Genomic DNA, 21,186 nt, shown 5'->3' on the forward strand with positions numbered 1-21,186 from the left:
CCCGACAGCGGATCGCTGTCGGGCCCGGTTCCGTCATCCGGCCGGCTGCCGGGGATCAGACCATCCGCTGGTCGTACTTCGCCATGTGCTCCTGCAGCTCCTCAAGGCTGGGGTTGCGGCCGTTGGCCGTGAGGCGCTCCAGGCCGCGGAAGTAGTCCTCCCGGCTGAAGATCGGGTAGAACATGATCAGCAGGGTGGCGTCCTCCTTGCCCCGGTTGGTGAAGCCGTGCGGCGCACCCTTGGGGACGTAGGCGAAGGCACCGGGCTCGCCGACGACCTTCTCGTCGCCGATGGTGAACTCGATCTCACCCTTGACGACGTAGAACATCTCGGTGGACTGGTCGTGGATGTGCGGCGCGGCGCCGTTGGCCTCCGGGGCCATGTGGTGCTCGAAGAAGCCGAACTCCCCGTTGGACTGCTCGGTGGTCAGCTTGAAGTAGGTCTTCTTGCGGCCGTCGCGGATGCTCGCGAACTCGCCGCCACCGGCCGGAACATACAGGGGGATGGACATGTCTCTCCTCAGTGTGTTTCACAAGGGCCGGCCCGTCGGAAGGGCCGGGTCTTTCGGTGGTCGGTTGTTTCGGTGGTCAGGTGCCGCGGCGGGCAGGTGCCGCGGTGGTCGGTGGCCGCGGTGGTCGGTCGGGTGCCCCGGTGGTCGGTCGCCGCGGGGCTAGCCGGCCTCGGCCAGGGCGGCCTCTTCTTCCTTCGGGGCCCGGGCGTCCGCCTGGGCCTGCGCCCACCGGCCGATCGCCGGCGCGGCGAGGCCGCAGGCGGCGAACAGGGCGGCGAGCACGACCCACCCGACGGCCCCGGTCGTGACGACCAGGCTGACCAGGACCGGTGCGGCGATCTGCTGGACGGCCAGGCCGAGCCAGAAGACCGAGAGGTAGACGCCCTCCTGGCCGGGCACCGCCAGCAGGTAGGAGGCGCCCCAGCCGCCGGCGGACTGCCACAGCTCGCCGCCGGTCAGGGCGACCATGGCCAGGAGCAGCACGCCGATCGCCAGGATGGCCGGGAGCTCGGGCGCCGCGGTCAGCAGCAGGCAGCAGATGGCGAGTGAGAACCCGGCACGGACCAGGGCCTTGGCCGCGCCGCCGATGGTGTCGGTCCCGCGGCTGGCCCGCACCTGGAGGGCGACCGCGAGGACGGTGTTGACCGCCACCAGCGGGGAGATCAGCGCGGACGACACGCCGGTGTGGCCGGTGATCCACATCGGGATGCCGATGCTCAGCAGGGTCATGTGCATCGTCAGCACCGCGTTGATCCCGGTGAACGACAGGAACGACCCGTCCCGCAGCACGCTCATCGAGAACCGCCGCCGCAGGCTCGACGCCGGCGCGTTCAGCACCGGGAGCCGGGAGGCCAGCAGGGCGAGCACCGCGAGCGTCGTGGCGTTCAGCAGCAGGATCCCAGTATACCCCGCCCGGGTATCGATCAACAGTCCGATCCCACCCGCGAGGGCGCCGACGGTGAAGCCGACGTTGCGGATCGACCGCAGGATCGCGATCATCTTGATCCGCTCGTCGCTCGACACCACCTGCCCCACCAGGGCCTGCTCCATCGGCGCGGCGGCCTTGTCCACCAGCCCCAGGACGCAGACCACGGCCAGGAATTCCCAGAGGTTCTGCACGAACGGGTACACCACGAAGCAGGCGCTGCGCCACAGGCTGACCCCGACCAGCACCTTCTTGGGGCCGATCCGGTCGGCGAGGATGCCGATCGGGATCGCCGTGCCGAGGGCGATGGTCGCGGACAGGGTCAGGCCGAGGCCGAGGTCGCCCTCGGACAGGCCCACCGACCTGGTGACGAAGGGCACCGACACGGACAGGAAGGCGCCCGTGCCGACCGCGTTGATCGTCGCCATGACGGCGAGGCGCCAGCCGACCGAGCCGCCCGGCATGGACCCGCGCAGACCGCGGATGCGCTGCCACAGAACAGACATGTCGTTCCTCAGTCGGTTGCGATGCGAATGGCGGCGTCCGCGTCCAGCACGCGCCGGAGCGTGCCGTCCGCGTCCGGCCCGGTCACGATGACGTGCCCGGCGCGGTCCCAGGACGACGCCCACGGGCGGACCTCCTGGCCGACCACGACGTCCACCTCGGCGTCGTGCACGCCGGGCAGCGCCCTGGCCGTCTCCAGACCGGAGATCTCCGTGACGGTGCCCGGCTCGGCCGCCAGGAACCTGATCGCCGACGTCCGCCGGGACGTGTCGGGCAGGCTGACCGGCCGGCCGGCGAGCAGGTCGATCAGGGTCAGCCGGATCTTCGTGTCGTAGGCCAGGTCGACCAGGTCGATCAGGTAGTCGCCCGGGCAGCGGCCCGCGCACTCGACCAGCGTCGGGCCGTCCTCGGTGAGGATCCACTCGGCGTGCAGGATCCCGGTCCGGAAGCCCGTGGACGTGACGAGCTGACGGATCGCCGTGGCGAACGCGGCCTGCGTGTCGTCGTCGAGCGGGGCGGGCAGCAGGTGGCCGAGCTCGACCGGGTGCGGCCCCTCGATCACCGACTTGGCGGTGACGTTCTCGAAGATGACCTCGCCGTCGCGCACCAGCGCCTCGACGCTGAACTCCGGCCCCTCCAGGCGCTCTTCGGCGAGGAAGCGCCAGCGCAGCTCGCGGTCGGGCACCTGCTCGTACTCCGAGGCGGACGAGGTCCGCTCCCAGGCCACCGCCGCACTGGCGGCGTCCACCGAGTCCAGCAGCTGCACGCCGACGCTCGCCTGCCGGTTCGCCGGCTTGACGACCACCGGGCCGTCCCCGGCGAAGTCGAGGATGTCCTCGGGCCCGAACACCTCCCGCCAGCGCGGGTTGCGCACGCCGCCGGCGCCGGACACCTCGCGCAGCCGGGCCTTGTCGCGCAGCGCCTGCGCGGCCTCCTCGGTGGCGCCGGGCAGCCCGAGCTTCTCGGCCAGGGCGGCCGTCGCCGGGACGGCGTACTCCAGGCCGGGCACGACGGCGGCGACCGGACGCTCGGCGGCCAGCTCGACCGCCAGGTCCAGGGCCTCGGTCGACTGCTGGTAGCCGGCCGCGACGATGCGGTCCAGGCAGTCGAAGCGCGAGGCCGCGTCCTGCAGCTCCCGCTTGCGGATGATGTCGGGTTCCTCGATCACCACGACGGACCCGCTCGGGACCTTCCCGTCGATGGCGCGCAGGTACGCCGCGTTGTAGCCGACGAACACCACCTGTGCGTTCGGGTCGGGGGCGGTCATGCCAACCTCCTGGTTGCTGGAGCGGTTGCTGGAGCGGTTGCTGGGTGGGTTGCCGGGATGGTCGGCGGCTCGGCTGCCGGGGCGGAGCACCGACCGGGCACTGCGCGGCGATCCGCGCCGGGGCCGCGGCTCACGCGGGGGCCCCGACCACGCCGGTGTGGCCGGCCGCGCGCGACGGCACGCCGTCCACGACGACCTCGACGGTGGCGAGCACCTCGGCGAGCCGGGCCCGCGCCTCCTCGGGGGAGGCGCCGGACACCACCACGTGCCCGTGCCGGCTCTTGGAGTCGCGGACCTCGGGGGCGGTGTCCCCGGGCCGCAGGCGGACGTTCAGCTCGTCGACGAAACCGAGCCGCTTCGCCTCCTCCACGCCGCGGACCTCGTCGACCCGGCCGGACGGGAAGGTGAAGAAGTGGACCAGGGCCGTCGCGGTCGGGGCGGGCACCTCGGTCGGCGTGCCCGCCATGCTCGCGAAGACCGCCCGCTCGACGTCCAGGCCGGTGGCCAGCTGGACGAGCCGCGGGATGCGGTCGCCGCCCAGGCGGGCCTGCGACTCCACGATGCGCGGGCCGCGCGCGGTCAGGATCACCTCGGTGTGCGCCGGGCCGAACCGGTAGCCGCAGGCCGTGAGGAAGTCCGTGGTCAGCCGCTCGATCGCCGCGCGGTCGCCGTCGGACAACGGCGCCGGGTGGACGTGCCCGGCCTCCACGAACAGCGGCGGCGGGCCGAGCAGCTTCTCGGTGATGCCGACCACCTGGTGATGGCCGTCCTCGCTCAGCGTCTCGACGCTGAACTCGGGGCCGCGCAGGTACTCCTCGACCAGGAACGGGCCGTCGTAGCCGTACTCGTCGACCAGCGCGGTCCACGCCGCCAGGTCCTCCGGGCCCTGCCACAGGAACACGCCGCGGCTGCCGGCGAGCGCGGAGGGCTTGACCACCACCGGGTGGCCGATCCGCTCGACCGCGCCCGGCACCTCCCGGCGGGTCGGGGCGGCCTCGAAGGCCACGGGGGAGAGGCCGCGCCCGGCCAGCAGGTCGCGCATCGCGTGCTTGTCGGCCAGGTAGCGCACCGCCGACGCCGGGTTGAGCGCCGCCCCCAGCTCCTCGGCCACCTCGTACGCGGTGACCATCGTCTCCTCGCGGCCGATGTGGTACACCACCGAGGCGCCCTGCTCCTTCGCCACCTCGCGGATGGTGCGGCCGAGTTGCTCGTGGTCCTCGAAGTCGGCGAGGACGAAGAAGTCCGCGAGCCCGCGCACGTCGTCCAGGTAACCGGGGGACTCCAGGCGGGCGTCCCAGATCGCACCGACCCAGTAGCCCTCGGCCTGCGCCTTCTGGACGAACTGGCGGTACGGCATCACCATCAGCAGGCGCGGCCTGCCGTCGGTCCCGCTGCTCAACGGGCACCTTCCCCGGCAGTGGTGGCGGCGGGCGCAGCGGTGGCGGTGGGCGTCGACGCGGCCTCGCGGTTGAGCAGGCTCAGGTAGCGCTCGCCGGTGTCGGGCAGCAGGGTGACGATCCGCTTGCCCCGGAACTCCGGACGGCTCGCGACGACGCTGCTCGCGTGCACGACCGCACCGGCCGAGACGCCGACCATGAGGCCGGCCCGCAGGGCGAGTTCACGGGTGGTGCGCAGCGCGTCCGCGTCCGCGACCGGGATCACCTCGTCGATGAGCTCGCGGTCCGTCGTCGGCGCGATGAACCCGCCGTTGAAGCCGGGGATGCAGTGCGTGCCCGGCTCGCCGCCCGACAGCAGCGGCGAACCCGCCGGCTCCACCGCCACGATCCGCACCGCGGGGTTCTTCTCCCGCAGGTACTTGCCGGTCCCGCTCAGCGTGCCGCCGGTGCCGACGCCGCACACGAACACGTCGACCCGGCCCTCGGTGTCGGCCCAGATCTCCGGACCGGTCGACTCGTAGTGCGCCCGGACGTTGTCCGCGTTGTCGTGCTGGCAGCAGAACCACGAGCCCGGCGTCTGCTCGTGCAGCTCCTGGGCCTTGTCCACCGCCGCCTGGTAGCCGCCGGTGTGCGGGGTGCGCACCACCTCGGCGCCCAGCGACCGCAGCATCGTCACGCGCTCCTGGGTGGCGTTGTCCGGCAGCACGATGACGCAGCGGTAGCCGCGGGCCGCCGCCAGCGCGGCCAGCGAGATGCCGGTGTTGCCCGACGTCGCCTCGATCACGGTGCCGTCGCCCGGGGTCAGCTCCCCGCGCTCCTCGGCGGCCTTGAGCATCGACAGCGCGGCGCGGTCCTTGCTGCTGGACCACGGGTTGAACAGCTCCAGCTTCGCGAGCACCGCCGCCCCGGCCGGGGCGCCGTCCACGATCCGGTCCAGCGGCAGCTCCAGCAGCGGCGTGCCGCCGATCAGGTCGACCAGCGACCGCGCGACCGGGCGCGCCGCGACCGGCTCGGTGCGGATGATGATCTCGCGGGCGGCGGCCTCGGCGGTGCGCGCCGCGAGCTGCGCGCTCTCGGCGATCACCAGGACGTGACCGGCGCGGTCGCCGTTGCGGCGCACCTCGTGCAGGACGTCGCCGGGCTTCGGCTTGACGACGACCTCCTCCACGCCGGGCTGCGCGGCGGCGCGGTCCTGGCCGCCGACGGACACGACCCGGCCGGCCGGAGCGGTCAGGTAGCGGATCGCGGCGCCGCCGACCGGCTTGGCCGGCACGACCTCGGCCGGCAGCGGCTCGCCCAGGTACTGGCGCGACACCAGCTCCAGCGAACGGATGCCGAGGGCGCGGTCGACCAGGTAGGTGATCTTCCCGCCGGCGGGCCGCGGGTTGATCTCCACGAGCTTCGGCCCGGACGGGGTCACCTTGATCTCGACGTGTGCCATGCCGAGGTCGAAGCCGACCGCGCGCAGGGACTCCACCGCGAGGTCGCCGATCGCGGCGACCGTCGCCTCCGGCAGGCTCGACGGGAAGCTGTGGCCCAGCTCGACGAAGTAGCCCTGGCCGGTCACCGACTTGTCGGTCACGCCGAGCACCACGAAGCGGTCGCCCTCGGCCAGCACCTCGACGCTGACCTCGGGGCCGGTGATGAACTCCTCGACCATCAGCTCGTGGTAGCGGCTCTGACCGCGGGTGTTCTCGACCCGCGACCGGATCAGCGCCACGTGCTCGGCCGCCTGCTCCGCCGTCTCCACCAGCCTCACGTCGGCGCTGCTGGTCTCGTCGGCCGGCTTCACCACGCACGGCAGGCCGATCTCGGCGGCGGCCGCGGCGGCCTCCTCCGGGGTCCGCACGGTGCGGAACGCGGGCATCGCCACGCCGAGTTCGGCACAGCGGCGGCGCATCAGCGCCTTGTTGCGGGCCGTCGCGACGCCGTCCACGCTCACCGTCGGCAGCCCGAGCAGGATCGCCACCTCGGCGGCCACGACCACGTCGTACTCGGCCAGCGTCAGGAACGCGTTGAACGGGTACTGCGCCGAGGCCGCGCGCACGTGGGGCATCAGCTCGTCGAGGACGTTCGTCTCGCAGTGCACGATCTCGTCGACGTACTTGTCGAAGTAGGCCGGGCCGCCCGGCACTTCGAGGTACCGGTCCAGGTCGCGGGTGAAGAAGGTCACGCGGCAGTCGAGTTCCTTGAGGATCTGCAGACCCTCGAAGCCGGAACCGGAGAGGTTGCTCTCCAGGACACCTACATGGATCACGTATGCCTCCGTTGGCATGCCGACCTGCGGTCCGCGGACCGGCGGTCGGGCTGACTTGCGGTCGGGCTGACTTGCGGTCGGGCTGACTTGCGATGAATGGGGGGAGGGGAGGGGGAGGGCCGGGCGGCCGATGGGGAGCGGGCCTGGCGCTCGGGCGGGCTACCAGTACCCGGACGTCGCCAGGGTGCGCAGCAGCTGGGAGGTCTCCTCGGTGGGCGGCCGCTGCGAGACCTTCGCCGCCGGGGCCATCACCCGCGCACCGGCCGGCACGTCGGCCAGCACGAGGGCGCCGGCACCGATCAGCGCGTCGTCCCCGACCGTGACCGGGCCGAGCACGATCGCGTTCGTGCCGATCACCACCCGGTCGCCGACCACCGGGTGGCGGCGGGCACCGGGCTTGCGCCAGGAGTCCCGCCAGAACCCGACCGCGCCGAGCGTCACCTGGTGGAAGATCGTCACGTCGTCGCCGATCACGGCGGTCTCACCGATCACGACCGCCGCACCGTGGTCGATGAACACCCGCCGGCCCAGCCGGGCCCCCGGGTGGATCTCGATGCCGCCGGTCACGGCGCGCGCCACGTACGCCAGCACGCGCGCCGTCTGCCGGTGCCCCCCGGTGTGGAGGACGTGCGCCGCCCGGTGGGCCCACAGCGCCGGCAGGGCCGGGTGCAGGAGCGCTTCCTTCCGGGTGCGGATCGAAGGGTCCCGCTCGACGATCACGGCGAGGTCCTCCTTCGCCCTGGCGATCGTCCTACGCATGCCGTCCTCCGTCTGTCATGGCCTGCTCCCCGCTGCTCCGTCGGATGTGGTGGCCCGGCCCGGTGTCCGGTGTGGTGTCCGGTGTGGCGCCCGGTGTGGTGGACGGGCTCGGTGTCCGAGGTGGTGTCCGGTGTGATGGCCGGGCCCGGTGTCCGGTGTGACCGGTGTGGTGGCCGGGCCCGGCGTCCGGTGTGGTCGACGGGCTCAGTAGTTCGGGACCTTGACCAGCGTTCCGGTGCCCTCGACGATCTCCGGCAGGTAGACCCGCTCGTTCCAGGCCTCCTGCTCGACCGGCTCCAGGGCGATCGACACGGCGCCCTCGTCGACCGAGAACGCGGTCTTCACGGCGCTGGTGATCGCCTCGACCAGGTCGGAGATCTGCTGCGGGTCGAGATCGTTCGGGAAGTGCTTGATGTTGACGTGGGGCACGCCGGTGACCTTCCTCATGAGCCGTGCGGACTTGATGGCGGAGGTGAGTTCGTCGATTCCGCCGGAGCGGATCAGGCCGTAGTGGTCGGCCTTCAGCTGGGTGATCGTGGGGGCCTGCGCGGTCAGCGCGTAGCCCGAGTCGATGAACGAGGGCTGGTCCGCGTCCGCCCGGAACACCGTGACCGGCGCCGAGACGGTGCGCTCGGCCAGCTCCTCGGGGGCGTACTCGAACAGGAAGGTCCGCCACACCACGTCGGTGATCCGACGCACCAGGTCGCGCTCCAGGTGCTCGAAGCGGCCGCAGACGAAGTCGACGAAGCTCGCCCCGTCGCGCGTCGCCGCGATGCACTCCTCCACCGCCGACTGCTCCAGGTTCCCGGAGAAGACGGAGTAGAGGATCGCGACGAACGTCGGGTCGGTGAAGCTGGCCGCCGCGTCGGCGGGCGCCTCCAGGTGCGCCTCCACCGGGGGCTTGCCCGGCGCCAGGAGGATCACCTCGTCGACCTGTTCGCCGGCGCGCTCCAGCTGGTAGGCCACCTCGAAGGCGACCCGGGCACCGAAGGAGTAGCCCCACAGCGTGTACGGGCCCTGCGGCTGGACCTCGCGGATCAGCTCGATGTCCCGGGCGACCATCTCGTCGAACGTCGGGTACGCGGTCTCGCCGGCGTTGATGCCGTGGGCCTGCACGCCGAGGAACGGCGACGTCAGGCCGAGCCGGCTCGCCAGCAGGCGCAGGCTCATCGGGTAGCCGCCGAGCCCGGGCCAGCAGAACACCGGGCGGCGGCCCTCCTCCCCGGCGCGCAGCCGCACCAGGCGCGACGACGCCGTCGACGGCTCGCGGTCCACCCGCCGGGCCAGCTCGGCGATGGTCGGCGCCTCGAACAGCACCTGCAGCGGCAGCCCCGCGCCGAGCTCCTTGTTGATCCGGCTGATCAGGTTGACCGCGGTCAGCGAGTGCCCGCCGGAGCCGAAGAAGTCGTCGCGGATCGAGACCCGCTCCTGCTTCAGCACCGTCCGCCACAGCGCCGCGATCGCCTCCTCGGTGGGCGTGCGCGGCAGCACCACCGGCGTATCGGTGTCGTCCACCGCCGCCTTGTCCAGCTCGCGCAGCGCCTGGTGGTCGACCTTGCCGTTCGGGGTGAGCGGGAAGGCGTTCAGCACGGTGACCCGGTTCGGCACCATGTACGGCGGCATCGCGTCGGCGAGGTTGTCCTTGACGATCTCGGCCGGCCCGCGCATGTGGACCGAGTCCTCCTTCATGCCCTCGCCGAGCCGCTGCTCCTCGCTGATGCGGCCGCCGACGGCGAAGTAGGAGGCGGTCTCCGCGCCGAGCCCGACGATCTCCGCGATGCGGCGGGCGGCCGACAGCGGGTTGCCGGTCTCCGAGCTGTAGCCGGAGGACATGAGGCCGAGGCCGACGTCGTTCATCTGCAGGCGCTGCAGCTCGCGGCCGAGGTCGGTGTAGCGCTGCCAGGGCTCGTCCGCGCGGCCGAGGATGCTGACCCCGAAGGCGGCGCGCTGGTACACCTCCTGGTTGATCGCGATGACGTGCTGCTTGCGCACCAGCTCGTCGGACACCTTGACCAGCTCGCCGTCCGCGTAGCGGTACTGGCCCGCGGGCAGGTCGGCGATCCGGCCGGGGTGGGCCTGCACGTAGAGCTCGACCGGGTCGGCGACGGCCGGGGCCGCGGCGCTCTCCACCTCGTAGGTGGCCAGGTAGTAGTCCTCGCCGGGGCAGCCCAGGAGGTCCTTGACGGCGGGCTCGCCGGCCCGGGCGGTGATCCGCAGGCCGTAGCCGGGCAGCACGTGGTCGAACAGGCCGACCATGTGACCGGCCTCGAACTGCAGGACCTCCTGCACGTTGTTGAGGTAGACCGCCTCGATGGCCGACCGGCTCCCGACGAAGTGGGCCTTCAGCCGCGGCCGCCCGGCGGGGGCCGGGGCGATGAGCACGAGGCTGTGGTCGACCGGGTGGAAGTAGTAGTAGCCCGGTTCGAGGCCCGCGACGCCCGACAGCTCCAGGTAGAGCTGGGTGGCGTACAGCGAACCCGGGGAGGCGTAGCCGTACTTGGGCAGCAGCCGCTCGGTGCTGGTGAACCGGCCGAAGTTGCGCAGCAGCGCGCCGAGTTCGGCCGGCGTGAGGGTGTCCGGCGTGCGGGGCGCGGACGCCGCCGCGCCGACCGGGCGGGCGAGCAGGTCCAGGACGTCGTCCCTGGTGACCTCGCCGCCCTCGTAGAAGCGGTACGTCTTGCGGGCGAACGCGGTGCGCCGCTGCTCGGGCGTCTCCTGGCGGCCCTCCAGCGCCACGGCCGGCAGGCCGGGCACCTCGCGCACGCCGAGGCCGGCGAGCTGCGCCTTGAGCTGCACCTTGCTCTTCTTCGACTGGTGGTGGGCGCCGTGGTTGCCCTGGTCCATCAGCGAGGCCTGGTTGGGGTCGAGTTCGATGAACGCGATGAGGTTGGCGCCGGTGCGCTGGTCGTTGCGGACCAGGACGGCGGCCCGCTTCACCCAGTCGTGGGACTCGATGGACACCTTGATCTCGTCCAGCTCGACCCGGAATCCGCGCAGCTTGACCTGGCTGTCGGTGCGGCCGAGGAACTGCACGGTGCCGTCGTCGTTCCAGCGGGTGAGGTCGCCGGTGCGGTACAGGCGGTCGTGGGCGGGGTCGTCGGAGAACGGGTTCGGGAGGAACCGTTCGGCCGTCAGGTCGTCGCGGTTCAGGTAGCCGCGGGCCACCTGGACGCCGGAGATGTACAGCTCGCCCGACTCGCCGGGCGCCACCGGCTTCCGGTCGTGGTCGAGGATGTGGAAGTCGAGGCCCCGCACCGGGTGCCCGATCGAGATGTGGTCCGGACCCTGGCGCACCGCGTCCCGGTCGACCTTGAGCGCCGAGGAGTTGATGGTGCACTCGCTCGGGCCGTACAGGTTGATCAGGTCGCAGTCCGCCAGCGCGTCGAAGACCTCGACCGCGAGGCTCTTGGTGAGCGCCTCGCCGCCGCTGAAGATCTGCGTCAGGGACGTGCAGTCCGGCAACCGGCCACTGTCCACCAGGGCCTGAATGAGCGTCGGGACGCCCTGAATGGTCGTCACTTCGTGGGCGGTGATCAGGTCGAGCAGGCCGTTGGGGTCCGCGTAGACCCCGCGCTCGCTCATCACCACGCTCGCGCCGCAGGCGGGCGCGAGGATCTCCCACTGGGCCGCGTCGAAGCTCAGCGGCGTCTTCTGCAGCACCGTCCTGGTCCGGTCGAGGCCCTGCTCGTCGGCCATCCAGCGCATCTGGGCGACGATGCTGTGCTGCTCGACGCCGATGCCCTTCGGGTTGCCCGTGCTCCCGGAGGTGTAGATGACGTACGCGAGGTCGTCGCCCCGGGTGGGGCGGCGGGCTTCTGTGACGGGGATGGCCGTGTCCGTGCCGGTCTCGTCCGCGCCGGTCTCGTCCGCGCCGGTCTTGTCCGGGCTGCCGAAAGCGCCGGCGGCCGCCTCGGCGAGGGTGATGATCCTCGTTTCCGGCGGTGCCATCGCGGCCAGTCTGGATGTCAGCGCCGCGTCGGCCAGGATGACCTTCGTGCGCGAGTCCACCACCATGTACCGAACGCGTTCGTCCGGATACTCGGGTGACAACGGCAGATATGCGGCGCCGGCGTGCAGCACGCCCCACACACTGGCCATCAGATCGACCGACGGTTCCATGTAGATGCCGACCGGCTCGTCCGGCCGTACGCCGAGTTGCCGCAGGTGGTCGGCGATGTGCTCGCTACGGTCGCTGAGCTGCTGGAAGGTCAGTCGCTCGGTGCCGCAGGAAACGGCGGTCCGGTCGGGCTGGACGAGCGCGGCCGCGCGCAGCATGTTCGAAAGAGTCAATTCCTCGGACCCCGTGAATATCGCCATCATTCCTCGAATTCGTCATTCTTCGAGCACATAGCCGACAAGGGTGCATGCCAAATAAGGCCGACGTCATAAAATGCGGGCGCGGCCGACCGCCTGTTGTCGCGACGCACGGACCCGGCGAAGAGGGCATGCGAAAGCGCGCCAACAGGATGCCAAAAAAAGAATTACGTGGGCATGACACTAGCTCGAACAGTCGCGGTCTCTAAGGCAGTTCCCGTGACCGCGCGGCGTCCAGCTGCTGCTCAGGCTGAAACGGATCGCGTACAACAGAGGTTCGGACGCTCCCCCGCGCCCACTTCAAGACACAACACTACGCCTCCCCCTCGACAGTTGATGGCCGGCAAGTGAATAGTCGGATCCGTGGTGGTTGCATCCGCTATCCGGGCCGGTCAAACGTCCCCCGTCGGCCGTGACTATAAAACCGGAAGACTCGTGTTGTAAATCCCCGGAGACGCTCCGTGGTCGGCCTTGGCGGATCGCCCGTGTGCAGCTCAAGCCCGGCGAGCTGCGCGGATGCCACGCCCGGGACGCCCCTGCGGTGGGTGTCCGCAGTGTGACCGTCCGGAGCCGTTTGCCATGGTCATGGGGGATGACCGTCGGCCGCCGGGGATGTTCGGGGGCCCCTCCGGGGTGGTCGCGACGCGCCTTCCGTGCTGCGGAATCCTCTTACGCGCAGTCGTGATTCGATGACTTTCCGTCAGGATTTCACCGGCTCAAAAGCCCATGTGTGATCGTCACCACATTCGTTGAATGGTGGCCGATCCATCCGGGTGACCCCGCATTGCCTTGGCGGTTTCTTGATGGCCGTGATGATTGCGCCATGCTGATTGCCGTGGAGGCAAGCGCCGGCGGGGTGTCGGCGGGCTATCCGGTGGGCCGGATTGACTGCTGGTCAGATGTTGAGCATGTACATGCTTGATCCTGCCCCGGAGGGGAGGGATTCACCCAATGTTGGTCTGGCGCAACAGTTTTGAAACGCAGTCGGGTGGAGGGTGCTGGGGTGGCGGCGATGGCGGGGGCGATGGCGATGCCGGGGGTGGGGGCGGGGGCGATGGCGGTGATGGTGGCGGCGATGGCGCGAGAGGGGGCGGTGCTGGGGTGGCGGGTGGTGCCGCGATGGCGGGTGGCGCCGGGGAGGGTGCTGCCCTCTGCTCGCCGGCCTGCCCTGCCGCCGCTCGCGAACGGGGAGTGTTCGCCGTGGCGCGCGGGAGTGGGCGAGAGGTCGCGAGGCTCCGGGGCGGTGGCGGTGGCGGCTGCGGGGGCGGCTGCGGGCGCGGTGGCCGTGAGGGCGGGGGTGGTGAGGGCTGCTGGGTGAAGGGGGTGGGCGTCGGCGCATGGCGGCTCGAACGCCGGAGGTCGCTGAGACCTGATCACCGCCATCCCTCCTCGCCCTTGTGGCACTGTCGCTATTGCAAGTTACTCGCAATAGCGAGTTGGGTGCAATCGTTGACCCCCCGATGGAGGGTGTCGATGCGGGGCGTGCTCGCCTCTACCGTGCTCGGTGTGCGCGACGGTGCTGTGGTGCCGTGGTGCTGTGGTGCCGTAATGGTGTGCGGCGGTGCCGTGCGGGACGGAGTGCGATGGACGTGGGACGCGCCGGCGCGAGGTGGCGGCCCGCCGGGTGCGGCGGCGCCTGGCGCGGATGCGGCCCGTGTCGGCGGCGAGCGCGTCGAGGTGTCTGGCGGTGCGCGGCGGTGCGCGGCAGTGGGAGATGTGGGGCGCGGCGCTGCGACGGTGCGGTGCCGTGGTGTGCGGTGGTGCGTGACGCGAGCGCGGCCCGTACGAGGTCGACGGGCGGCGGGTGCAGCGGCGGTGCGGCGTGCGGTGGCGCGGCGTACAGCGTGCGGTGCGGCCTTCAGTGGCGCTCGGCGCGGGTGTGGTCCGCGTGGGGCCGGCGTACGACGGCCGGTGCGGTGGTCCGGGTCGGCTCGTGCGTACGTTTTCGCCTGCGGGATGGCAGGGCGCGGCGGCGCTTGGCGCGGTGAGCGCCGGAAGGGCCGCCCGGGGCGGTACGGGTCGAACGGTGTGGAACCGGCGCCTCCGCCGACGGCGCAGGTTAGGCGCACTCTCGGCGGACGGGGCCGCGACCGCTCGCCGGTGAGGCGATGGGGCCGGGCCGTTGGCTCAGGTTAGGGACCGGTGGTCCGGTCGTCAACGGAATTGACGGAAACGCGGCAGAAAAATATGACGTGGCATCAACTTGCCTCAGGGGTTGCGCGACTGGCGGCCGAGCGCTGCTCGACGTAGGCGAGCCGGTCGGCGAACACCCGGGCCGCGTCCGGGGTGAGCGTCCGCAGGGCGACGAGCGCGGCGAACACGACGTCGCAGAGCTCGTGCTGGACGTCCTCCCAGCCGTGGGTGACCCCCTTGCGCGGGTTCTGCCCGGTGGCGCCGATCACCGCGGCCCCGACCTCGCCGACCTCCTCGGAGACCTTGAGGATCCGCAGCAGGCGCTCCTCCTGGGGCGACTGCGTGCCGTTCGCGTCGAGCCAGGCGACCAGGTGGTCGACGCTCTCCCAGATCCTGCTGTCCATGCGGCGCTGCTCCCGTCGCTCCCGTGCGGTGTCGTTGGTGCTGCCACCGTACGGGAGCGGCGGGAGCGCCACCCGGGCTGCGGGCCGTCAGCGGTCGCTGATCTTCACGTGGCGGATGTCCACCGGCAGGGTGGGGTAGCCGTCGCCGGGCCCGTTCTGGTCGTCCTCGCCGCCCGCGGCGATCTTCTGCAGGACGTCCAGGCCCGCGGTGACCCGGCCGAACGGGGTGTAGGCGGGGGAGAGCTTGGTGTCCTTCCAGACGAAGAAGAACTGGCTGCCGTTGGTGTTCGGCCCGGCGTTGGCCATGGCCACGGTGCCGGCCGGGTAGGTGGCGCCGGTCAGGTTCTCGTCGGGGAAGGAGTAGCCGGGGCCGCCGCTGCCCGTTCCGGTCGGGTCGCCGCACTGGAGGACGTAGATCCGCTGGGTGGTGAGACGGTGGCAATGGGTGCCGTCGAAGTAGTCGTTCTCGGCCAGGAAGCGGAACGAGAACGTGGTGCAGGGGGCCTTGTCGGTCAGCGCCTCGAAGGTGATCCGGCCCTGGTTGGTCCGCAGGGTCGCGCTGTAGGGCTCGGCGGCCTCCTCGGGGTCGAAGACCGGGATGCCCTTGAAGTTGTCGGCCGGAACGGCCGGAGTGTAGGTGCAGGCGGCGCTCGGGGCCGGCGAGGGGGTGTCCGCCACGGCGGTGCCGGTGCTCGCGACGAGCGGGAGGACGGTGGCGGCGGCGACCAGCGCCCACTGCTTGCGCTTCACGTGACGGGCCTTCCGGGGGGTGGTGGACGGCAGGATTGTCATGGAGGCATCATCCACGGGCCGGTGGGGTTCCGGTAGGGGGTGGTGTGGCTCCGGTTTCGGTGGCGGCTGCTGCGCCGGCGTGGTGCTGGTGCAGCGTCAATTTTCATTCGGGGTCTGATGGTTGGTCGCTGGCGGATCGACGGTCGGGGGCGCGGTGGTGCGGGGCGCGGTGGTGTGGGGCGTCACGGTTCGGGTTGCGGTGGTGCGAGGCGTTGCGGTTCGGCTCGCTGGGGCTGGGGCTGGGGCTGGGGCTGGGGCCGGGGCTGGGGCTGGGGCGGGGGTGGGGGTGGCCGCGAACAAGCCGGCGCGGGCCGCCAGGGTGGCGGCGTCCGCGGCCCGCTCGGCGGTGAGGGCGTCGAGCGGCTCGCCGGTGACGAACAGGCGGTAGTAGAGCGGGGCGGTCGCGGCCCGGACCACCTCGGCACCGTCCGTGCCGGCGGGCAACTCGCCCCTGGTGACGGCTCGTTCGGCCACCTCGGCGGCCTGTTCGTGGCGGGCCGAGAAGAAGGCGCGGAGGGCGGCTGCCCCGGTGTCGGAGCGCTGGGCGGCCGCGATCAGCGCCGTGGGGGTCGGGCCGAGCGCGGGGTCGGTGAAGACGGCGAACACCTCATGGGTGATCCGGCGGAGGTCCTCGCCGAGGTCCCCGGCGTCCGGCAGGGGCCAGGGCTGGTCGGCGGAGGCGGTCAGGGCATCCGCGACCAGTCCGTCCACTCCGCTCCAGCGCCGGTAGAGGGTCGCCTTGTGGACGCCGGAGCGGGCTGCGACCGCCTCGACGGTGAGGCCGTCGTACCCCTTCTCGGTGACCTCGGCCAGCGTGGCCGCGACCACGTCGGCCCGCACCCGGGCGCTCCGGCCGCCGGGGCGGGCGGCCGGCGTGCGCAGGGTCGCGGTGTCCGGGGCCGGGGTTGAGGTTGGGGTCTCGGGAATCTCGCTCAAAGTCGACTCCAGTCGCGTTAATGCTTGCCGGGCCGGTGCGGCCGTGCCATGCTCATCGTAATGCGACGGGAGTCGCATTACGAGAGGAGTTCACATGCCCGCCGTGACCGCCCCCGACCCGACCGCCCTGCACCCCCTCCCCGGCCACGACCGCGTCGTCCTGCTGCGCCCCCTCGTCAAGGACCCGAGGATCGAGGTCGGCGAGTACACCTACTTCGACGACCCCGACGGAGCCACCCGCTTCGAGGAACGCAACGTCCTCTACTCCTACGGACCCGAACGCCTGGTGATCGGCAAGTACTGCGCCCTCGCCACCGGCACCCGCTTCCTCATGGCCGGCGCCGCCCACCCGGCCATCGGCGTCTCCACCTTCCCGTTCACGATGTTCGGCGGCAGCTGGACCGAGCAGACCCTCGACATCGTCACCGCCCTCCCCAGCCGGGGCGACACCCACGTCGGCAACGACGTCTGGTTCGGCTACGGCGCCACCGTCCTGCCCGGCGTGCGCATCGGCGACGGAGCGATCATCGCCGCCGGAGCCCTCGTCACCTCCGACGTCGACCCCTACACCGTCGTCGGCGGCAATCCCGCCCGCCCGATCCGCCGCCGCTTCCCCGACGCCGTCATCGAGCTCCTCCTGCGCGCGGCCTGGTGGGACTGGCCCGTCGACCTCGTCACCGCACACGTGCGCACCATCATGTCCGGCACCCCGGCCGACATCGCCGCGATCGCCGAGGACCACGGGCTGCTCGCAGCCTGACCCGCGGCCCGGCTCCCCCTGCTCACCGGCGGCGGACTCCGCCCACCCGCCCTCAGTGGCGTCCCGGTGCTCGGCGCAGCCGCCGTCGACTCCGCGTACGTGCCGGCGATGGCCCGCTCCCGGGCCGTCCGGAACACCGACCCGCTGGCCGTGCCCTGGGGGCAACCCGCCACCGCCACCGCGGTGTTCGCAGTGGCCGCGCTGTCCGTCGGCCCCGCGCCGTGGACCGTCGCCGCCCCGTACGGGCCGGCCCGGTGGGCCTGGCTGCTGCATCTGTCCTTGTTCTGCACGCTGTTCTCCTTCTTCCTCCAGATGTGGGCCGCGCGGGCCACACCGCCGTCCTGGGTGAGCCTGCTGCTTGGCACCCAGCTGCTCTGAGCCGCTGTCTTCGGCATCACCGTCGCCGGCAACCGGATGGGCCCGCTCGCACCCTTCGGCAGAGTCCTGGTGCACGGGGCGACCGAGACGGGCCGGCGCACCGCCCTCGTGCCGCGCCCGGCCGCGGGGGAGGGGGAGGGAGCGCCCGACGCGGCGGCGCCGAGCCCGGAACCGGCCCGGGTCTGACCCGCGGCCCGCGGCCCGCGTCACCGGTGCCACCGCACCGTCCGGCGGGCGTAGTCGATGGCGACCGCACCGAGCAACGGGCCCCACGCGACCAGGGGCAGATAGGCGAGCGTCATCACGACGGCGGCGACGCCGTGCGGCGAATCCGCCTCGGCCAGGTTCCGCGCCCACCCGCCGAACAGCGCCGTCGCCCCCAGGTCGGTGAGTATCGCCGAACCGAGCAGGGCCGGCACGACGGCGGCGAGCGGCCGGACCCGGCGGCCGCCCAGCAGCGGAACCCACCTGGGCACCACCAACCCCCAGGGCCGGACCAGGCCCAGGGTCAGGAAGGCCAGCGCCTCGGCCAGGAGGCTCAGCGCCACGCAGTAGACCGTGCCCCAACCCGGCTGGTGCGCGGCGAACGCCGCGGCCGTCGGAACCGCTGAAGCCGACCGGGGCGCCGAAACCGAAGGCGATCCGCCACAACCCCGAGGGGACGGTGGAGAGGACGGCGGCCTTGGCGGCGAACCGGGCCCAACGCGGGGCGGGCGGGACGTCCGGGGCGGCGGCCGCAGCCCGGTGGGCGGTGCCGCGGGCGTTGATCACGAGCTTCGACACGAGGGTGCCTCCCTTCGGCACCGACCCTCGTGGCCGGTGCGACGACTCAAGACTGGAGGCCCGCCAGGGGTCCGCAACAGCTGCCGATCGGCAGGTTCTCCCTGCTCAACCGGCCTGTGAAATATGCCGATCGGCACAGGCGCACCGCCTCGGCGGCGTCGTAATGTGGCGGCAGTCGAAGAGCCGAGGAGAGGTGGTGACGATGACTCAGATCCTGTCCGGGGTCGTCCTGGTCCTGGCACTGCCGGCCTGGGCAGCGCGGGGGCGGTACGGGGCCGCGGCCGTGACCATGGCACTCGGAGCGGCGTCGCTCGTGGTCACGTTCGCCGTCTGGCTCCTCGGCCGGTGGGCGGAGGGCGATCGCTGGGCCGGGCTGGCCGGCCTGGTCGAACTGGCCGTCCTGCTCCTGGCGGTGGTCCTCGGCCTGCGCACCGAGGACGGGCCGCGCTGCGCGGTCGCGGCCTGGACGGCCTGCGGAGCCGTCGCCCTCTGGCTGACCCGTTTCGCGTTCCTCGAAGGCCCGGGGGACGTGCTCACGGTCTTCGGCTTCGGCTCGATGCTCTCGCTGCCGGCCGTCCTGATCGGGCTCTACCTGCGGGGCCTGGACGAGGGACGCGCCAACGCGGTGGTCGAGGCCAGGCGCGCCCAGCGGCTCGAACTGGCCCACGACCTCCATGACTTCGTGGCGCACGACGTCAGCGGCATGGTCGCCCAGGCCCAGGCCGGGGCGTACCTGGCCGGGATCGATCCGGCCCGGGCGGCCGAGATGTTCCAGCGAATAGAGCAGGCCGGGCAGCGGGCCCTGGCCTCGCTGGACCGGACGGTGCAGCTGCTGCGCAGCGAGGAGGGCGGCGGCCGGGCCCCTCAGCCCGGACTCCTCGAACTCGCCGAGGTGGCCGCGCGGTTCACCGCGACGGGCGGCGCCGAGGTCACGCTGGAGCTGCCGGAGGAGCCGGTGCCGCGCGAGGTGGAGGGCACCGTCCACCGGATCGTGGTCGAGTCCCTGACCAATGTCCGGCGACATGCTCCGGCCGCGCGGGCGGTCGAGGTTCGGGCCCGCAGTACCGGTGGACGGCTGGAGCTGACGGTGACCAACGACGGCCGGAATCCGGGCCAGGCCGGGCGGCCGCGCCACGGCGGCGGCAGCGGACTGCCGGGGCTGGTGGCCCGGGTCGAGGCCCTCGGCGGCTCGCTGGAAGCGGGCCCGCACGAGACGGAGACCTGGCGGGTGACGGCGGTGCTGCCGCTGGAGGAAGCCGGCACGAGGCCGGCGTGATCGTGGAGACCGACGCGGGTCGGCAAACGGGGAGGTACGGGAATGGGCAGTAGCGCAGGGCCGGTCCGGATCCTGATCGCGGACGACCAGGCGGATGTCCGGAGCGCGTTCCGGATGATCCTGGACGTGCAGCCGGACATGGTGGTGGTGGCGGAGGCCGCGGATGGCGCCGCAGCAGTGGCGGAGGCACGGAGGCTGCGACCGGACGTGGTGCTCGCGGACATCCGGATGCCGAAGCTCGACGGGCTGGAGGTGACCCGGCAGCTGGCCGACGAGTGCAAGGTGATCGTGGTGACCACCTTCGACCTGGACGACTACGTGCACACGGCACTGCGGTACGGGGCGGCCGGGTTCCTGCTGAAGCGCTCGGGGCCGGTGCTGCTGATCGAGGCGGTGCGGGCCGCGATGGCCGGGGACGCGTTGATCAGCCCACAGATCACCGTCCGGCTCCTGAAGCACATGGCGCTTCCGGGCGCGGAGCCGAAGCCGGGTCCGGGCGCCGCAGCCGCTGCGGCGGCACTGACGACGATCGGCCCGGCCGATGAACTGACCACGAGGGAAAGGGAGATCGCGGAACTGGTGGCGGACGGCGCGACGAATGCCGAGATCGGAGCAGGACTGTTCATTTCACCGGGCACGGTGAAGAACCATCTCGCCAACATCCAGCGCAAGCTCGATGCCCGTAACCGGGTGGGCATCGCGGCGTGGGTCTGGGAACAGGCAGCCGGCATCCGGTAGCCGGGGCCAGAGGCAGAGGCAGAGGCAGAGGCAGAGGCAGAGGCAGAGGCGAGGGCGCGAGGGCACAAGGGCGCAAGGGCGAGCGGGGCACGGGACGCGGGCCCGGGGCAGAGGGAGCGCGCGGAGGTCGGGGTGCCGCGCGCTGGGCCAGGCATGGCCCAGCGCGAAACGGGCGATGGTTGGGCGGGCGGTGGGCGGCGGGCGGCGGGCGGGGTGGGGGGAGGGGGAGGGGGAAGCCCCAAGAAGGCATTCGCGCGCTTGTGAACGAAGGGTCAAGCGAGCGTTCACCCCCCGGCCACCCCTGCGAGTGAGCCGCTATAACACGTCAACATAGCGCCCGGAAATTTGCCTCTGCCGGAGCATAGTTGATATAGGAGCGAGGCCCTGACCTGCCGCTTCACAAGTAAATGCGACTGGTTGTGACCATTTGACTGCTTTGCGTTGACAAAACTGGGCATGTTCGCATTCGCCCTCATTCCAGGGGTGTCGTAGATCACAAAGATCCCGGCGAACTGCGTGTCGCAGATCACAAGCCGACAGGCATAGGATGCGCTCGTTCCAGGCTTTGTGAACTGCCTCACATGAGGTGGATCTCGGGAACTGGAGCGCGGGTTCACCTCAGCGTGACCCGCCGGTTCCGATCTGCAGTCAAGGACGACTGGACGGAGGGAGCGGGGGCTATGAATGCCTACGCGCCGATCCTCGTACTCGGTGCCATCGCGGCGGCGTTCGCGGTCGGCTCCGTCGTGATGGCCTCACTCACCGGCCCCAAGCGCTACAACCGGGCCAAGTTGGAGGCGTACGAGTGCGGCATCGAGCCGACCCCGCAGCCCGTGGGCGGCGGTCGGTTCCCGATCAAGTACTACCTGACGGCGATGCTCTTCATCGTCTTCGACATCGAGATCGTCTTCCTCTACCCGTGGGCGGTGACGTTCGACGCCCTCGGGATCTTCGGACTGGTCGAGATGCTCCTGTTCATCGCCACCGTCTTCGTCGCCTACGCCTACGTGTGGAGGCGCGGCGGCCTGGAGTGGGACTGAGCGCGGGCCCGC

At 71.9% G+C, this 21,186-nt stretch carries 17 protein-coding genes and 1 pseudogene; 6 read left to right on the top strand and 12 right to left on the bottom strand.

What is annotated here, in order from left to right; all coding sequences use genetic code 11:
- Positions 1 to 55: 55 nt before the first annotated feature.
- The 8 genes and pseudogenes from ACFXDE_RS35425 to ACFXDE_RS35460 all read right to left on the bottom strand — a co-directional run bounded on the left by ACFXDE_RS35425 (position 56) and on the right by ACFXDE_RS35460 (position 11,910).
- Complete coding sequence (locus ACFXDE_RS35425; RefSeq protein WP_380439999.1) at positions 56 to 511, bottom strand: cupin domain-containing protein; 456 nt, start codon at positions 509 to 511, stop codon at positions 56 to 58.
- A 159-nt stretch (positions 512 to 670) separates the two neighbouring features.
- Entirely contained in the window at positions 671 to 1,942 is a 1,272-nt protein-coding gene (locus tag ACFXDE_RS35430; RefSeq protein ID WP_380498557.1) for an MFS transporter, read from the bottom strand.
- Positions 1,943 to 1,950: 8 nt separating this feature from the next.
- Positions 1,951 to 3,207 carry an ATP-grasp domain-containing protein gene (locus tag ACFXDE_RS35435; protein ID WP_380498558.1) on the bottom strand — a complete coding sequence of 419 codons (1,257 nt, stop codon included), beginning with the start codon at positions 3,205 to 3,207 and terminating at the stop codon, positions 1,951 to 1,953.
- A gap of 130 nt (positions 3,208 to 3,337) precedes the next feature.
- Complete coding sequence (locus tag ACFXDE_RS35440) at positions 3,338 to 4,606, bottom strand: ATP-grasp domain-containing protein (RefSeq protein WP_380498559.1); 1,269 nt, start codon at positions 4,604 to 4,606, stop codon at positions 3,338 to 3,340.
- The gene (locus tag ACFXDE_RS35445; RefSeq protein WP_380498581.1) at positions 4,603 to 5,628 is read right to left on the bottom strand and encodes a PLP-dependent cysteine synthase family protein; all 1,026 of its coding nucleotides are present in this window, start codon (positions 5,626 to 5,628) and stop codon (positions 4,603 to 4,605) included. Before ACFXDE_RS35445 ends, ACFXDE_RS35440 begins: the two co-directional genes overlap by 4 nt.
- A pseudogene (locus ACFXDE_RS35450) lies at positions 5,626 to 6,879 on the bottom strand (ATP-grasp domain-containing protein); the annotation flags it as partial. The gene ACFXDE_RS35445 and the pseudogene ACFXDE_RS35450, both read right to left, overlap by 3 nt.
- Positions 6,880 to 7,020: 141 nt before the next feature.
- The gene (epsC, locus tag ACFXDE_RS35455) at positions 7,021 to 7,620 is read right to left on the bottom strand and encodes a serine O-acetyltransferase EpsC (protein WP_380440007.1); all 600 of its coding nucleotides are present in this window, start codon (positions 7,618 to 7,620) and stop codon (positions 7,021 to 7,023) included.
- Positions 7,621 to 7,824: 204 nt separating this feature from the next.
- A complete protein-coding gene (locus ACFXDE_RS35460; protein ID WP_380498560.1) occupies positions 7,825 to 11,910 on the bottom strand; it encodes an amino acid adenylation domain-containing protein in 4,086 nt (1,361 codons plus the stop codon).
- A gap of 754 nt (positions 11,911 to 12,664) precedes the next feature.
- Between ACFXDE_RS35460 and ACFXDE_RS35465 the strand changes: the two genes are divergently transcribed.
- Entirely contained in the window at positions 12,665 to 12,856 is a 192-nt protein-coding gene (locus ACFXDE_RS35465) for a hypothetical protein (RefSeq protein WP_380498561.1), read from the top strand.
- A 1,276-nt stretch (positions 12,857 to 14,132) separates the two neighbouring features.
- Here ACFXDE_RS35465 and ACFXDE_RS35470 read toward each other — a convergent pair.
- The 3 genes from ACFXDE_RS35470 to ACFXDE_RS35480 all read right to left on the bottom strand — a co-directional run bounded on the left by ACFXDE_RS35470 (position 14,133) and on the right by ACFXDE_RS35480 (position 16,199).
- Complete coding sequence (locus ACFXDE_RS35470) at positions 14,133 to 14,471, bottom strand: MazG-like family protein (RefSeq protein ID WP_380440011.1); 339 nt, start codon at positions 14,469 to 14,471, stop codon at positions 14,133 to 14,135.
- Positions 14,472 to 14,558: 87 nt separating this feature from the next.
- On the bottom strand, positions 14,559 to 15,263 hold the full coding sequence (locus ACFXDE_RS35475; RefSeq protein ID WP_380498562.1) for a peptidylprolyl isomerase: 705 nt from the start codon (positions 15,261 to 15,263) through the stop codon (positions 14,559 to 14,561).
- Between the two features lie 96 nt (positions 15,264 to 15,359).
- Positions 15,360 to 16,199 carry a TetR/AcrR family transcriptional regulator gene (locus ACFXDE_RS35480; protein ID WP_380498563.1) on the bottom strand — a complete coding sequence of 280 codons (840 nt, stop codon included), beginning with the start codon at positions 16,197 to 16,199 and terminating at the stop codon, positions 15,360 to 15,362.
- A gap of 94 nt (positions 16,200 to 16,293) precedes the next feature.
- Here ACFXDE_RS35480 and ACFXDE_RS35485 point away from each other — a divergent pair, with 94 nt between their 5' ends.
- Together ACFXDE_RS35485 and ACFXDE_RS35490 are read left to right on the top strand one after the other, a co-directional pair.
- A complete protein-coding gene (locus ACFXDE_RS35485; protein WP_380498564.1) occupies positions 16,294 to 16,959 on the top strand; it encodes a CatB-related O-acetyltransferase in 666 nt (221 codons plus the stop codon).
- Positions 16,960 to 17,025: 66 nt separating this feature from the next.
- The gene (locus tag ACFXDE_RS35490; RefSeq protein WP_380498565.1) at positions 17,026 to 17,337 is read left to right on the top strand and encodes a hypothetical protein; all 312 of its coding nucleotides are present in this window, start codon (positions 17,026 to 17,028) and stop codon (positions 17,335 to 17,337) included.
- Positions 17,338 to 17,543: 206 nt separating this feature from the next.
- Here ACFXDE_RS35490 and ACFXDE_RS35495 read toward each other — a convergent pair whose 3' ends face one another.
- Positions 17,544 to 17,885 (bottom strand): hypothetical protein, encoded by a 342-nt coding sequence (locus ACFXDE_RS35495; RefSeq protein WP_380498566.1) that lies wholly within the window; start codon positions 17,883 to 17,885, stop codon positions 17,544 to 17,546.
- Between the two features lie 437 nt (positions 17,886 to 18,322).
- Here ACFXDE_RS35495 and ACFXDE_RS35500 point away from each other — a divergent pair, with 437 nt between their 5' ends.
- The 3 genes from ACFXDE_RS35500 (at position 18,323) to ACFXDE_RS35510 (ending at position 21,174) form a co-directional block, all read left to right on the top strand.
- Positions 18,323 to 19,396 carry a sensor histidine kinase gene (locus tag ACFXDE_RS35500; protein ID WP_380498582.1) on the top strand — a complete coding sequence of 358 codons (1,074 nt, stop codon included), beginning with the start codon at positions 18,323 to 18,325 and terminating at the stop codon, positions 19,394 to 19,396.
- 42 nt (positions 19,397 to 19,438) lie between these two features.
- Positions 19,439 to 20,134 (top strand): response regulator, encoded by a 696-nt coding sequence (locus ACFXDE_RS35505; protein ID WP_380498567.1) that lies wholly within the window; start codon positions 19,439 to 19,441, stop codon positions 20,132 to 20,134.
- Positions 20,135 to 20,814: 680 nt separating this feature from the next.
- Positions 20,815 to 21,174, top strand: a complete 360-nt coding sequence (locus ACFXDE_RS35510) for an NADH-quinone oxidoreductase subunit A (RefSeq protein WP_030060100.1) — start codon at positions 20,815 to 20,817, stop codon at positions 21,172 to 21,174.
- The last annotated feature ends 12 nt before the right edge of the window (positions 21,175 to 21,186 follow it).

The organism is Kitasatospora sp. NPDC059408, assembly GCF_042751525.1.
GTDB lineage: Bacteria > Actinomycetota > Actinomycetes > Streptomycetales > Streptomycetaceae > Kitasatospora.